Genomic DNA, 14,255 nt, shown 5'->3' on the forward strand with positions numbered 1-14,255 from the left:
ACATGGGAGGACCCGCAGGGCCCAGGCCCCGCCGGGTCGACCACACAGCCGCCGCTGGAGCAGCAACACCGGGAGGACTCCATGGGGCAAGCAGAAGAAACGCAGGACAACACGGTCATTGCCGGGCAGGCTTCGGCCAGCTACGGCTCAAGGGGCGTTCCCGTCGACTGGTACGTGGATCCTGCAGATCCGGCTGCTGCCGAGCGCTACCGCAGGGAAACCGCCGGCACCCTCGAGGACCAGGCCACTGCCTTCCTCGCGGCGCATGAGGCACTCGCGGATGCTCCTGCCGACGAGGAGCTCGTCCTGGACCCGCCCGTTACGTTGTTCCAGGCTCCGCCGGAGTCCGATAGCCGGCCCGTCTGGATCGGATTGCCCGGCCTGGGCCAGGACTACGCCGACGAAGGCGAGTTGGGTTGGCAGGCGGATGCCCTCTGCGCGCAGACCGATCCCGAGGCGTTCTTTCCGGAAAAGGGCGGCTCGACGAGGGACGCCAAAAAGGTCTGCGCCGCCTGCAACGTGCGTTCGCAATGCCTCGAATATGCACTGGCCAATGACGAGAGGTTCGGAATCTGGGGCGGCCTGTCCGAGCGCGAACGTCGTCGGCTTCGGAAGCAGGCAGTCTAATTCATTCGCAAGTCCATGTCTGCGCTGTTGTTGTAGCCCATAACGGCGCCTCTTATCTACCCGATACACTCTCCGCGCTGACGGCTCAAACCCGGCCCGCGGACTTCTACATCGGCGTTGACGCCGGTTCCACGGACGCCAGCGCGTCATTGCTGCAGCTGGGACTCCCGGTCGGCAGCCCGGTCATCGGAGTTCCGGCGCGGAGCGGCTTCGGAGCCGCGGTGAAGGCGGGCCTGGCCGAACTCCCGGACAACCTGCGCGTCACCGGCAGCGGTTCCGCTTCCGGCAGCGGCACCGAGGACGGCGCCGGCAGCGTGCAGGAATGGATCTGGCTGCTGCATGACGACTCGGCTCCGGATCCAGGGGCACTGCAGGAACTGCTTCTAGCCGTTGAGCGCGCTCCTTCCGTAACCATTGCCGGTGCGAAGCAGGTGGAATGGGATAACGACCGACGCCTGGTGGACGTGGGGGTCAGCATCAACCGGTGGGCCGAAAGGCTCACGCTTATCGATGCCGATGAACTCGACCAGGGGCAGTACGACTCCCGAAGCGACATCTTTGCCGTGAACTCCGCCGGCATGCTGATCCGCCGCGACGCCTGGGACCTGTTGGGGGGATTCGACCCTGCATTGCCCGGAAGCGGAGACGACATTGACCTCTGCTGGCGGAACCGGCTGGCCGGAAACCGGGTGGTGGTGGTGCCTTCCGCACGGATGCGCCATGCGGGAAACCGTCCCAACCCCGCGGCCTCCGCATCCGCCGCCCGACGGGCGGAGATCTTCCTCCGGCTCAAGCACGCACCCTTGTGGCAGGTGCCGTTCCTTGCAGTAGGTGCGGTCCTGGGCGGCATTGGCCGCTTCTTCCTCGGCATGGTGGCCAAGGACCCGGGATATGCGGTGTCCTCGCTGCTCACCAGCGCCGCGGCCGTCCTGCGCCCGGTCGATCTGTACCGCTCCCGACGGCGGGCAGCGGTGACCAGGCGGCGCCCGCGTAACGCGGTTAACGCACTGCGCAGCGGCAGCAGGGAGGTCCGGGAGCACCGGCGGACAATGTACCGGGCCGATTCGCCGGAAACTGCCGAAACAGGCAGCGCGGAATACGTCCCCAGCGGGGACACCAATAACGATTTCGCCGCCTTGGAAGGTCCCGGGCGCACCTGGGTGGGGCTTGGCGCCCTGGCTGCTGTGCTGTTGCTGGCAGGGTTGTCCCTGGCCGGGCTGCACCGGCTCTTCGGCGCCTCGGCCGCGGCCGGCGGTGCGCTGGTGCCCCTGGGCCAGGGTGTGGGTGAAATCTGGGCCGCCGCTACCGGTTGGTGGGCGCAGTTGGGCTCCGGAGCCCCGGCCCATGGCGACCCCTTCAACTTTGTCCTCACACTGCTGGCGATCGCTGGATTCGGCAACGGCAATGCCGCCCTGCTGATCCTGCTGCTGCTGGCGCTCCCGCTGGCCGGGCTGAGCGCCTGGTTCGCAGCCGGAGCCTTTACCCGCCATCGCGGGCTGCGCTTCTGGGCTGCCATGTTCTGGGCAGCGGTTCCCGCGTTCCAAGTGGCCCTGGGCAGCGGCCGGCTCGGCGCCCTGGTTGTCCATCTGCTGCTTCCCCTGACGGTGCTGGCGGTTGCCCGCGCCGTCGGCTCGGGTGCAGCATCCGGGACCGCAGCACCTGGGACCGCGGCCGCTGGGACCGCGGCCGCCGGAACACCGGTACCCGCCGGAGCCGCATCCTGGACCGCAGCCGCTACCGCAGGCCTTCTGCTGGCCGCCGTCACTGCTGCCGCGCCGCTGGTGTTCGTGCTGGCTGCCGCCGCCGTCCTCCTCCTGACGCTGGGACTGCGGCGCCGAGCAAGGACCCTGTGGTGGTCCCTGCTGCCCGGCGCCGTCCTCCTGCTCCCGCAGGTCCTCTCGGCGGTGCCCAACCTCCGCGCCGTGCCGGCGGATCCAGGCCTGCCGCTTGCCTTCACCCGCTCCGAGGCCTGGCAGCAACTGCTCGGCTATCCACTGGCCTTCGACATCAACGGCACCTTGGCGGGCCTGCTTCCGGCCGGTCCCTGGAACCTGGTCCTGGCCCTGGTGGTCGGCGCTCCGGTTGTGTTCCTGGCGGCCCTTGCCCTTTTCCGCACCCGGTCCGCGCCGCTGGCGAGGTTGAGCTGGCTGCTGGTCCTGACGGCCCTGGCACTCAACGCCGCAGCATCGTACCTGGGAACCGCTGCCGCGCCGGATGCCGTGGTGACGGCGTTCACCGGCCCGCTCGTCTCCGCCTGCACGTTGTTGCTTCTCTGCCCGGCGCTGGTCTTTGCCGGCGATCTCCTGTCCGGTGCACGGAGCCGTACGGTTGCGCGCAGCAACCGCATCCTGGCCGCGGTTCTTGGAACAGTACTGGCGGCCGGTCCGGCCGCCAGCCTTGGCCTCTGGGTCATCCCGCAGTTCACCGGCAGCGGTTTCCCCGGAACGCAGAGCCCGGACGTGGCCGCCGCAGCCATCCTGCCGGGAACCAGCCTGGAGGTCCAGGGTGCGGAAGCCCGCAGCCTGCCCGCCACGGCAGCCGATGCCGGCCATGACACCACCCAGTCACGCAGCCTCGTCCTTCATGCCGACGCGGAGGGCAATGTCTCAGCTGCGCTCATGCGGGGCGGCGGGACAACCCTCGAGCAGCTTTCGACCATTTACGCTGCCCGCGGGGTAAAGGGCGGCGTCGGCAGCGAAACGCTGGCGGACGACGATCCGGCGACTGCCGACCTGCGCCGGGCGGTGGCCGCGATCACTGCGGGCAGCGGAGTTGACCCGCGGGCAGACCTCGCCCGTCTCGGCGTCGCCTTCGTGGTGCTGCAGGAGTCCGATACGGCCGCAGAGTTGCTGGCCGGGCGGATGGACTCCGTACCCGGCTTGTCCGCGGTGGGACAAACCGGCTCCGGGTGGCTTTGGCGGGTGAGCGAACCCCTCAGCGCAGCCGGTACGGAAACGCAGTCCGGGCTTGGTGCCAGGGCACGCATCGTCAATGCGGACGGCAGCACCGCGGCAGGGGTGCCGTCCCAGACCGAAGAAATCCGCGCCTCCATACCGGCCGGCGCGGAAGGCCGGCTGCTCGTCCTCGCCGAACGTGCCGACACCGGATGGCAGGCGAGCCTGAACGGCAGCCCGCTGACCGCAGCGGATCTTCAGTGGGAGCAGGCCTTTGAACTGCCTGCCGAGGGTGGAGAGCTCCGCGTGGACTACGTCAGCGCAGCCTCGCCGTGGCTTGAGGCGCTGCAGATCCTGGTGATCGGCCTGACCCTGCTGCTGGCGCTTCCCACGCCCACCGGCCAGACTGTCCGCCTTCCCGGCAAACGGGAATTACCCGAGACGCCAACGGCGGCAAACGAGCCGCAGCCCGCGGCCGGACCGGCACCCGGCTCGGCACAGACGGCCGCAAAAGAGGAATCGCCCGTGCCCCTCGGCGCAGGCCCGCACCGGGTTGACCGGACCCCGGAAGGAAGCCAGCAATGAGCAGGGACAAGTCCGGCAACAAGCCGGGGGAGCAGGAACTTCCTTCTACGGAGGACGAGGCTGAGCTGCGCCGGGAGGCGCCCGAGGCGGCTTCATCAACGCCTCCGGCGTCCGCGCCGGCCGGCTCCAGGGCCGACGGAGCCACTGCCCGCAGGGCCGGTTCCGGCGGCGCCAGGACCGCCGGACGCTGGACGACGGGGATCCTGCTCCTGACTGCTTCCGGTGCGCTGGTGGCGGGGACGTCGCTTGTTGGAACCGGTTCCGCAGGCGGCGCCGTCGATGTTCCCTATGCCGAAGTCCCCGCCGGGCCCCTGACCGGTGTGTGCCCGCAGCCGCCGCGGCTGCTCGCCGGCAACACGGCCGGTACGGATGCCGAGTTCAGTGCGGAGTCCACCTCCGCCAAGTCCGTAGTGAGCGCGGTTCTCCTGGCTGATGCGGGCAACCCGCTGCCGGCTGCCGAACTGTCGTCAGTCTCGGACGGTTCGGTTCTCCAAGGCATCGGCGGCGGCACGGAAGCACCGCTCGCCGGAGAGCGGACCGCCGGCGTCGTACGCGAGACGCCGGTCTCCGCGGCGGCGCTTTTGAGCGCCGAGCCAGCCGATGCCCAGCAGGTCACGGCCGGAGCGACCATGACCTATACCGCCGCAGACGGCGATCTGGCCGGACTCACGGCGGCCACCTGCCAGGCGCCCGCCAACGACCTTTGGCTGGTGGGAGCACGGACGAACGTGGGTGCCACCGCGGTGCTGCAGCTGACCAACCCGTCCCTTACCCCGGCCGATGTCGATTTGGAGCTCTACGGCACTGCCGGTCCGGTGGAAGGGCCGGGTACCCGGGGCATCGCCGTAGCCCCGGGCGAAACCAAGTCAGTGGTCCTTGCCGGCCTGGCCGCCAACCAGGAGTCCCTGGCCGTGCGGGTGCGGAGTTCGGGCGGACCGGTTTCAGCGGTCATCTCGCAGAACCTGCTGCGGGGCCTGACCCCCGGCGGCGTGGAGCTGATCCAGCCCACGGCGGCACCCGGTCCGGCGCAGGTGGTCAGCGGCGTGCGCATCCAGAACCCGGAGGCTACCCGCAACCTGGCCAAGGAAGAGGGCTATGCATCGGTGACGCCGTCACTGCAGGTAGCGGTTCCGGGCGGCAGCGACGCCGTCGTGAATGTCCGCGTCTTCGGCAGCGGCGGCGAAGCCGTCCTGGCGGGCGGCGGAAGCTACAACGCTGCGGCAGGCACAGTGACGCGCCTTCCGCTGGATACGCTGCCCGAGGGCACCTATACGCTGGATATTACGTCCGACGTCGCCGTGGCCGCTTCAGCCGTCTTCAGCCGGGGTTCCGATGCCGAGAAGGGGACCGATATTGCCGTTGCCCCCGCCGGCGAACGCCTGGGCAGCGAGCACCTGGCGGTGCTGGCCTCAGGGGACTCCGCTCTCTCCTTCACGGCACCGGAAGGCGCTTCCGAAGTGCGCCTCGCTGCTGTCACCGCCGACGGTGTCCTGCTGGCCGAAAAGACGGTGCAGCTCAAGGCAGCCTCCACTACCGTGGTCAACCCGGCCGATCTCGGTGGACCCGCCGCCGCAGTCCTGGTCAGTGCCACCGGAGCCCCGGTTTACGGGGCACAGATAGTGACCGGGGGAGATACCGGGATCAGCGTGGTGCCCCTGCCCCGGGGCACTGTAGGCGGCAGCCGCGTACAGGTGGGTGTGGGGTACTAGACCTCGGTTACAGGGGGCGGAACCGGCCGTAGGCAGGATCAACGGTTTCGGGGTCCATTCCCATCAGTATCGCCAGCTGCTCCACGATGACGTCATGCACCAGCTCGCTGACGGGCACCAGGGAGCGGGCAGCGGTTTCGACGGCGTGCCGGTAGATGGTGATGACCGGCGGCCGGTTTGGTGCAGAGGCGGTCCCGGCGCCCAGCGGAATGGGTCCGCCGGAGCGCGCCAGCTCCTCAAGTCCTGGAGGGATCTCCTCGACCACGAACTGGTAGGTCTGGATCCGTTCGCCCCAGAGCCGTTCCAGCCGCTGCGCTGATTCGAGTACCCACTCGTCGAAACGTTCCGCGCGCGTGCGGGCACCGGCCAGATGCGGCGGGATCACGTCTCCCCGCAGGCCGCGCCCGTGCCGGTTGCGCCGCCGTTGCCGGAAGGACCGGGCGGGCGCACCGGGGGAGGAAGCGGCTGCGGCACTTGACTCATCTTCGAGACGCACCCGGAATGAAGATCCCATGGACATGTAAGAACTCTAACCGCTGGTCCCAGCCCCGGGGACCCCTTATCTTTTGTGCACTCGTCTTGCGTCGCAGCCGTGCCCGGGGACCGCGGTTCCGGCGCGCCTGCACCGGCACCGCGCAGGGAGCGGGTAAAGTGATCCTCCGTGGAATCCTTACGCCAGTGCTCCCGGTCAGCCTGCCGCCAGCCGGCGGTAGCTACGCTGACCTACGTATACGCCGATTCCACTGCAGTGCTTGGCCCGCTGGCCACGTACGCCGAGCCGCATTGTTACGATCTGTGTGCCGGCCACTCCGCCCGGCTTACCGCCCCGCTGGGATGGGAACTTGTCCGCCTGAACCTGGAGGGCCAGCCCCGGACTCCGACCAGTGACGAACTCTCCGCTTTGGTGGACGCCGTACGCGAACAGGCAGCGAAGGCAACGGAAGAGGACGCCACGGAGTCGCAGCGCGGCGGAAAGCATGCCCTGGAGCCACCCGCCGAGACCCCCGGGACCCGCCGGGCGCACCTGAAGGTGCTGCGCGAGCAGAACTAGGCACCGCCCTTCGCCGGGCAGCTGGCTTCCAAGCGCTAGGCTTGGCTGTGATGCGCCGCCCACCGCGGCACCCGATTTCAAGGAAGTGCTGTATCAATGGCCAATCTGACAGCCGGACTCCTCGACGTCCTGCGTTGCCCTGCCACCGGATCCGTCCTCGTCCAGGACGGTGACGAACTCGTTTCGACCGTTCCCGACGCAAGCGGCGAACGGGTGCGGTACCGCGTGGAAGAAGGCATTCCGGTTCTGCTGAAGGCCGCCGCCACTCGGCAGGAGGGCTAACCGCCCGGACCCGCCGCGAACCCGTAAGGATTCCAGCGTGAGCATTGACTTCAAAGTAGCTGACCTTTCCCTCGCCGAAGCCGGGCGCCACCAGATCCGCCTGGCCGAACACGAGATGCCAGGCTTGATGGCGCTGCGGCGCGAGTACGGTCCAAGCCAGCCGCTGGCCGGGGCCCGAATCGCCGGGTCCCTGCACATGACGGTGCAGACCGCCGTGCTGATCGAGACGCTGACGGCCTTGGGCGCTGAAGTCCGCTGGGCGTCCTGCAACATCTTCTCCACGCAGGACGAAGCCGCTGCTGCCGTGGTGGTAGGCGGGGGAACGGCCTCGGAACCCGCAGGCGTTCCGGTCTTCGCATGGAAGAACGAGTCGCTCGAGGATTACTGGTGGACCGCCGAGCAGATCCTTAGCTGGCCCGAAGGATCCGGCGGCCCGAACATGATCCTCGACGACGGCGGTGACGCCACCCTCCTGCTGCACAAGGGCGTGGAGTTCGATGCGGCGGGGTTCGTACCGGAAAACCCGCAGGACGGCGACGAGGACTACTCCTACGAGTTCACCGTGATCCTCGACCGCCTGCGGCGCAGCCTGGCGGAGCATCCGGGGAAGTGGACCGAAATCGCCAAGGGCATCCGGGGCGTCACGGAGGAAACCACCACCGGTGTGCTGCGCCTCTACCAGCTCGCGGCCGAGGGCAGGCTGCTGTTCCCGGCCATCAACGTCAACGACTCCGTCACCAAGTCCAAGTTCGATAACAAATACGGCATCCGGCATTCCCTTCCGGACGGATTGAACCGTGCCACTGACACGCTTATCGGCGGCAAGGTTGCCGTGGTCTGCGGCTACGGCGACGTCGGCAAGGGCGCCGCGGAGGCACTCCGCGGGCAGGGCGCCCGGGTGATCGTCACGGAAATCGACCCCATCTGCGCACTGCAGGCGGCGATGGACGGCTACCAAGTGGCGAAGCTGGAATCCGTGCTGGCGCAGGGCGATATTTTCATCACCACCACCGGGAACAAGGACATCATCATGGCCCGGCACATGGCCGCCATGAAACACCAGGCGATCGTCGGCAACGTCGGGCACTTCGACAACGAGATCGACATGGCCGGACTCGCCCGGGTGCCCGGCATCCGCAAGGTCGAGATCAAGCCGCAGGTCCATGAATGGGTGTTCGATGAAGGCACCGACGCGCAGCGCAGCATCATTGTGCTCTCCGAAGGGCGGCTGCTGAACCTCGGCAACGCCACCGGGCATCCGTCCTTTGTGATGAGCAATTCCTTCGCGAACCAGACCATTGCGCAGATTGAGCTGTTCACCAGGCACGGCGACGGGACCTACGCCAACCAGGTCTACGTGCTGCCCAAGGTCCTGGACGAAAAGGTGGCCCGCCTGCACCTTTCCGCCCTCGGCGTCGAACTGACAGAACTCACCAAGAGCCAGGCGGACTATCTGGGCGTCGACGTGGCGGGTCCCTTCAAGCCCGAGCACTACCGGTACTGACTGCCGGGGTTTGTTACGGGCCCGGACTCAGTCGCTGAACGGCATCCGGTGCAGCCGTTCGGCCAGGGCCCGGGACTGCAGCCGTTGGCGGTCCAGCCGGACGTAATCGCGGTTCCGGCGCTCGGCGACGACCGCCCGAAGGTAGGCCTCCGGATGCGTGCCCGGCGGCGGCTGCGGGGATACATGCGCAGTGGTTTCCGAGGCAAGTTCGGATGCGAGCACCATTCTGGCCGTTCCGGTCATGTGCCCGCTCTGGGCCAGGAAGCGGGAGATGCGGCGCGCCAACCCGTCGGGCAGGCGGCCGATATCGGCCAGGTCCGCCCAGCCGGCAAGCTCCGGGGGAGCCGCCACCAGCTCCGGCAACGGTGCCACCACCCGGTCCCGCAGGGCATAGGTGCCGGCCAGGAGATCCCCGAGGCGCTTGGACTTGTCATTGAACAACGCCACCATGACGGCCAGCGAACCGGCGAGCATGTAGATCTCCAGTACCGCGGTGAACGCCCGGATGAAGGCGTGCCGGAACCGCACCGAACCGCCGTCGTCGCGGACAATCCGCAGCCCCATGACCAGGCGGCCGAGCGACTTTCCCCGCGTCAGGGTTTCCACCGCCGCCGGGACCAACACGAACAGCAGCACCACAAGGCTCAGCGACAGTGCCTGTGCCAGGGCCGGGTCCGACGACGCGACGGCCTGCGCGACCAGCAGCATCAAGACGATAAACACGAGGACCTGGGCAATGACGTCGATGAGGGCGCTGACCATCCGCGCCGCGAAGCCGGCAGGACGGAGCTCAAGGACCACGGCTTCGCCGGTAACAATGCTGCTCATTCGTGTCCTCCTGAAGTGATGGGGACCACTGTACCGACCCGTTAGGGTGTAACCGTGGACCTCGATGCCTTCACTGCAGTGCACAGCGATGACTGGAAACGCCTCGACGAGCTGGCTGCGCGCCGCCGCTTAAGCGGCCCGGAAGCGGACGAACTGCTTCGGCTCTACCAGCGTGCCTCCACCCATCTTTCCATCGTGCGCTCGGTAGCCCCGGAAGGAACGCTTTCCGCCTCCCTCTCCATGCGCCTGTCCCGCGCCCGGACCCGGTTTACCGGCAGCCGGTCCAACTTCATGGAGGACCTGGCGAACTTCTTCGTTTCGTCCCTCCCAGCCGCCTTTTACCGCGTGCGCTGGCTGACCGTTGCGATAGGTGCAGCCTTCGTCCTGGTGGCCTGGCTGACCGGTTTGTGGGCCGTCAATACGCCGGGGGTGCTGGCCGCAGTAGGGTCGGATGAGGAGGTCCGCCGCTATGTCGAAGAGGACTTCGTCAACTACTACTCCGAAAATCCGGCAGCGTCGTTCTCCGGCATGGTCTGGACCAACAACGCCTGGATCGCCGTCCAAGCGGTCGCGTTCGGCATCACCGGACTGTGGGTGCCCTGGATCCTGTACCAGAACGCCGTAAGCGTGGGCCTGTCCGCGGGGATGATGGCAGCACACGGCCGCCTGGACGTGTTTTTCACCTATATCCTGCCGCACGGGTTCATGGAACTGACCGCCATATTCATTGCCTCAGCCGCCGGGCTGCGGATTTTCTGGGCCTTCGCCGCACCCGGGCGGCGTTCCCGGATGACCGCCGTGGCTCAGGAGGGACGTTCCCTGATGACGGTTGCCCTAGGCCTGGTAGTGGTCCTGTTTATCTCCGGACTGGTTGAGGGCTTCGTTACACCCAGCCCCCTGCCGGCCTGGCTGCGCCTGGCCATCGGGTTCGGAGTATTTGCGGCGTACTGGGCGTACACGCTCATCCTCGGCGGGAGGGCCTACCGGGCCGGTCACCGAGGTGACCTGTCCGCGCGCGACGCCGGAGCGTATCTGCGTACTGCCTAGCCGCGGGGTGGCGTGCAGTCCACCCGGTGCTGTCCCGGTAGGGTCGAGTGTAAGACCAGCGGAGAACAGTTCAGGGAAGTGAAAGAGGAAGCAGTGGCAAGTCAGGACGAAACCCCCACGCATCGATCGACGGCCGGAGGGGAGCCGCTCAACGGAACCGAGGCTTCAGCGCCGCTGCAGGGGAAGGACCCCAACGGATCCGGCTCCCATGCCGCTACTGCCCCGGAAGCCGCCGGGACCCGTGAGCACGCCGACTGGGACGCGGAGTTCGACAACCTCACCGCATCCGAGCAGGCCGAGGCCGACGCGGAGGCTGCAGCAGATGAGGCAGGCGACGCCGGCGTCGCAGAACCGGACGCCGCCGAACCGGACGTCGCAGGACCGGACGCCGCAGAATCGGACGTCGAGCTGACCCCGGAAGCGCCGGAGGACCTCGAGGACCCGGAAGACCCGGAAGACGCGGAGGACGCTGAGGCCCTCCGGAACCGGGAAGCGGCTGAGGGCCCGGCCGCGTCCGAAAACCGTGATGCGGCAGCAACTGCAGGCGCCGGTGGCACCGTCCCGGGCGGGCACCCGAAGGTCGCCCAGCGCAGCCAGCTTCCCATGCGCCGGGCAAGCACCCTCCCCGACCTGAGCGGTTATTCCTCCACCGACGACGCCGTGGACGCCGGCCCCGAGGACCGGGACCGGGACCGCACGGATGAGGACATGGCGGCAACATCCGCCCAAACGCCTTCGGGCGCAGTGGAAGCAGGCGAGGAACGGCCGCATGCCGTGCCCTCCGGAGCGCACGATGCCGGCCGGCATGAAGCCGATGCATCCGGGGACTCCGAAAGGGAAACCGAAACGACGCCGGAGCGCGAAACCGAAACGTCCGACGACGCCGACGGCGAAGTGCAGGACGGCACTGCGGCGGTGGCTGCCGAGTCTACAAACACCGCCGTCACACCGGTTATCGTCCACTCTGCCGAGACGGAGAGCGGGACAGAGCCAGCCACTGACAGGGCAGACCACGCCGACGACGCCGACGCGGCACTGGCTGAAGCGCAGCGACGTGCACAGGAACGCGAGAAGGCTGCAGCGGGTAAGCCCGTCCTGGCCCGTGTCCTGCAGGTCATGATTGCCGTGTTCTTCCCGGTCATGGTGCTGGCCGCGGCGATCCGTGCCGTCGCGACGCCCCTGTTCCTGTGGGCTGAGTACCATCGGCCCGGTTTCCCGGCAGACAGTTACGGATTCTCCACCGATGACCGGATGACCTACGGTTCCTACGCCGTGGACTACCTGCTCAACTTCAGCGGATCCCGGTATCTGGGGGACCTGGTCGGAGACGGCGGAGAACCGCTGTACCTGGCCAGCGAAGTCAGCCACATGGCCGATGTCAAGACAGTGCTGACGGTGGCCTTCATCGCTGCGACGGTGATGGCGGTGCTGAGCCTCTTCGCCGCACTTTATCTGCACCGACGCAGCCCGGGCGGCATCCGCCGGTCCTTGTTCTCCGGTGCGGTGATCACGTTGGTCCTGGTGGCGGCGCTGGTCGTCCTCGCCGTTCTGGGCTGGGAACAGTTCTTCACCCAGCTGCACACGGTCTTCTTCTCGAACGGGAACTGGACCTTCCGGCTGGATGACACGCTGATCCGGCTCTTCCCGGCCCAGTTCTGGATGGACGCCGGGATTACCATTGCCGCGCTGGTGCTGCTCACCTGCGTTGTCGTGCTGGTCTGCTGCTGGCCCACCCGGGCACGCCGGGAACGCGTGCAGCAGGCCCGGGAAGACGCCCGCCGCCGTTACGCAGAGTCCCTCGAAGCACTCTAGGCAGCCCCGCAGCATAAAAATCCCCCGTACCGGTATCGGTACGGGGGATTTTTACTGCCGGTGTGTGTGCCTACTTGGCGTAGAGCTTGTCGACCTCGTCGGAGTAATCCGCAATCACCGCATTGCGGCGCAGCTTCAGCGTGGCCGTGAGATGGCCCGATTCCAAGGTGAAATCCTTGGGCAGCACGGTGAACTTGCGGATCTGTTCGGCCCGGGACACCGTTGCATTGGCGGCGTCGACTGACTCCTGCAGCAGCTGCTGCACCCGGGGATCCTCCGCAGCAATACCGTCCGGGGCGCCGTTCTCCCGGCTCCAGGCGGCGAGGGCCTCCTCGTCCAGCGTGATCAGGGCGGAAACGAACGGGCGTCCTTCGCCCACCACGATGGCCTGTGAGACCAGCCGGTTCTCCCGGATCTTTTCTTCCAGCGGGCCGGGAGCCACGTTCTTGCCGCCGGCCGTGACCAGCAGGTCCTTCTTGCGGCCGGTGATGCGCAGGAAACCGTCGTCGTCGAGAACGCCCACGTCGCCGGTCTTGAACCACTCGCCCTCGAAGGCGTCCGCAGTTGCTTCAGGGTTGCGGTGGTAGCCCTTGAAGACCACGGCGCCGCGGACCAGGACCTCGCCGTCGTCGGCAATCCGGATGGTGGTGCCCGGCATGGGCAGGCCTACCGAGCCCACCCGCGTGCGGGTCGCCTGGTTCACGCTCGCCGGGGCGGTGGTTTCGGTCAGGCCGTAGCCCTCCAGTACCGTGACTCCGCAGCCGCGGAAGAAGTGCGCGAGCATCGGGCTCAGCGCGCTGGCGCCGGAGATCGCGAATGCGGCATTTCCGCCAAGGACCGCACGCACCTTGGGATAGAAGAGCCGATCAAACAGTTTGTGCTTCAAGGTCAGCGCCACCGACGGGCCGCGGCCGCCGCGGGCGGCCGAGTCCTGTGCCTCGGAGTAGGCAACGGCGGTGGCGGCGGCAGCCTCGAAGGCCTTGCCCTTGCCGGCGGCTTCGGCCGAAGCCTGGGCGCCGGTGTAGATCTTTTCGAAGATCCGCGGCACGGCCAGCAGGAACGTGGGGGAGAAGGACTTGAGGTCCGACATCAGGTCGGACGCACTGCGGGAATGGCCCACCTTGACGCCGGCGTGCAGGCAGCCCACCTGGACCGCCCGGGCCAGCACATGCGCCAGCGGCAGGAACATCAGCGTGGTCGGGTTGGGGATCTTCAGCATTTCCGGCAGGACTTCAATGACGTTGACGCCGAAGAGGGCGAAATTGCCGTGCGTGATTTCGCAGCCCTTGGGCCGGCCGGTGGTGCCGGAGGTGTAGACCATCGACGCGGTGTCGCTGAGGTTCGCGGTACTGCGGGCGGTTTCCAGCGTGTCGTCGCTGACACTGCTTCCCGCGGCGGTGAGGCCGGTGAACGTGTCGGCGCCGTCGCCGTTGTTCATCAGCCAGATGGAGAACTCTCCGTCAAGGGCGGAAGCGGCGGCCAGCACGACGTCGGCCTTGCGCGCGTCCTCCACGAACACGTGCCGGGCACCGGAATCCTTGAGGATCCACTCGACCTGGGAGGGGGAGGAGGTTTCATAGATCGGGATGGTCACGGCTCCCGCGAACCAGTTGGCCATATCCGCCACGGTCCACTCGTAAGAGGTCCGGGACATGACGGCAACGCTGTCTCCGGGACGGACACCGCATCCGATCAGGCCTTTGGCCAGCCGGGTAACTTCTGCGAGGAACTGCGCGGCGGTGATGTCTTCCCAGCTGCTGCCGTTCTTGACCGCGTACAGGACGCGGGCGGGATCTTTTCGATGCATTTGGAGCAGGAGATCCGTAACATTCGAATCTTCGGGAAGGCTAACCAGGAGGTCAGTGGCGGACTCGCGCACTTATGACCCTCTCTTTCTGTGCATTGAGCACATGGGT

11 protein-coding genes are annotated in these 14,255 nt (G+C 67.7%); 8 read left to right on the top strand and 3 right to left on the bottom strand.

The window, feature by feature from the left end; genetic code table 11:
- Positions 1-81: 81 nt before the first annotated feature.
- From N2L00_RS04325 to N2L00_RS04335, 3 genes are read left to right on the top strand one after another with little or no spacing between them, the layout of a single operon-like run.
- Positions 82-627 (top strand): WhiB family transcriptional regulator, encoded by a 546-nt coding sequence (locus N2L00_RS04325; RefSeq protein WP_255766996.1) that lies wholly within the window; start codon positions 82-84, stop codon positions 625-627.
- Positions 627-4,106 (top strand): glycosyltransferase family 2 protein, encoded by a 3,480-nt coding sequence (locus N2L00_RS04330; RefSeq protein ID WP_255863572.1) that lies wholly within the window; start codon positions 627-629, stop codon positions 4,104-4,106. Before N2L00_RS04325 ends, N2L00_RS04330 begins: the two co-directional genes overlap by 1 nt.
- A complete protein-coding gene (locus N2L00_RS04335; protein WP_255863454.1) occupies positions 4,103-5,815 on the top strand; it encodes a DUF5719 family protein in 1,713 nt (570 codons plus the stop codon). The genes N2L00_RS04330 and N2L00_RS04335 overlap by 4 nt, the downstream gene beginning before the upstream one ends.
- Before the next feature lie 7 nt (positions 5,816-5,822).
- On the opposite strand, the gene N2L00_RS04340 is transcribed toward N2L00_RS04335, so the two are convergent.
- The gene (locus N2L00_RS04340) at positions 5,823-6,335 is read right to left on the bottom strand and encodes a metallopeptidase family protein (RefSeq protein ID WP_255863453.1); all 513 of its coding nucleotides are present in this window, start codon (positions 6,333-6,335) and stop codon (positions 5,823-5,825) included.
- 141 nt (positions 6,336-6,476) lie between these two features.
- On the opposite strand from N2L00_RS04340, the gene N2L00_RS04345 reads away from it, so the two are divergent.
- The 3 genes from N2L00_RS04345 to ahcY all read left to right on the top strand — a co-directional run bounded on the left by N2L00_RS04345 (position 6,477) and on the right by ahcY (position 8,652).
- Positions 6,477-6,866 carry a DUF3499 domain-containing protein gene (locus N2L00_RS04345; RefSeq protein WP_255863452.1) on the top strand — a complete coding sequence of 130 codons (390 nt, stop codon included), beginning with the start codon at positions 6,477-6,479 and terminating at the stop codon, positions 6,864-6,866.
- A gap of 96 nt (positions 6,867-6,962) precedes the next feature.
- A complete protein-coding gene (locus N2L00_RS04350) occupies positions 6,963-7,148 on the top strand; it encodes a Trm112 family protein (RefSeq protein WP_255767001.1) in 186 nt (61 codons plus the stop codon).
- Positions 7,149-7,185: 37 nt separating this feature from the next.
- The gene (gene ahcY, locus N2L00_RS04355) at positions 7,186-8,652 is read left to right on the top strand and encodes an adenosylhomocysteinase (protein ID WP_255863451.1); all 1,467 of its coding nucleotides are present in this window, start codon (positions 7,186-7,188) and stop codon (positions 8,650-8,652) included.
- A 27-nt stretch (positions 8,653-8,679) separates the two neighbouring features.
- On the opposite strand, the gene N2L00_RS04360 is transcribed toward ahcY, so the two are convergent.
- Positions 8,680-9,480: an RDD family protein gene (locus tag N2L00_RS04360; RefSeq protein WP_255863450.1), complete on the bottom strand. Its 801-nt coding sequence runs from the start codon at positions 9,478-9,480 to the stop codon at positions 8,680-8,682.
- 54 nt (positions 9,481-9,534) lie between these two features.
- On the opposite strand from N2L00_RS04360, the gene N2L00_RS04365 reads away from it, so the two are divergent.
- Positions 9,535-10,527 carry a stage II sporulation protein M gene (locus tag N2L00_RS04365; RefSeq protein WP_255863449.1) on the top strand — a complete coding sequence of 331 codons (993 nt, stop codon included), beginning with the start codon at positions 9,535-9,537 and terminating at the stop codon, positions 10,525-10,527.
- 93 nt (positions 10,528-10,620) lie between these two features.
- Positions 10,621-12,339 (top strand): TIGR01906 family membrane protein, encoded by a 1,719-nt coding sequence (locus N2L00_RS16140; protein ID WP_308219746.1) that lies wholly within the window; start codon positions 10,621-10,623, stop codon positions 12,337-12,339.
- Between the two features lie 70 nt (positions 12,340-12,409).
- Here the strand turns inward: N2L00_RS16140 and N2L00_RS04375 are convergent, their stop codons facing one another.
- A complete protein-coding gene (locus tag N2L00_RS04375) occupies positions 12,410-14,218 on the bottom strand; it encodes a long-chain fatty acid--CoA ligase (RefSeq protein ID WP_255863448.1) in 1,809 nt (602 codons plus the stop codon).
- Between the last annotated feature and the right edge of the window lie 37 nt (positions 14,219-14,255).

It is taken from the genome of Arthrobacter sp. zg-Y1171, from assembly GCF_025244845.1.
Lineage (GTDB): Bacteria > Actinomycetota > Actinomycetes > Actinomycetales > Micrococcaceae > Arthrobacter_B.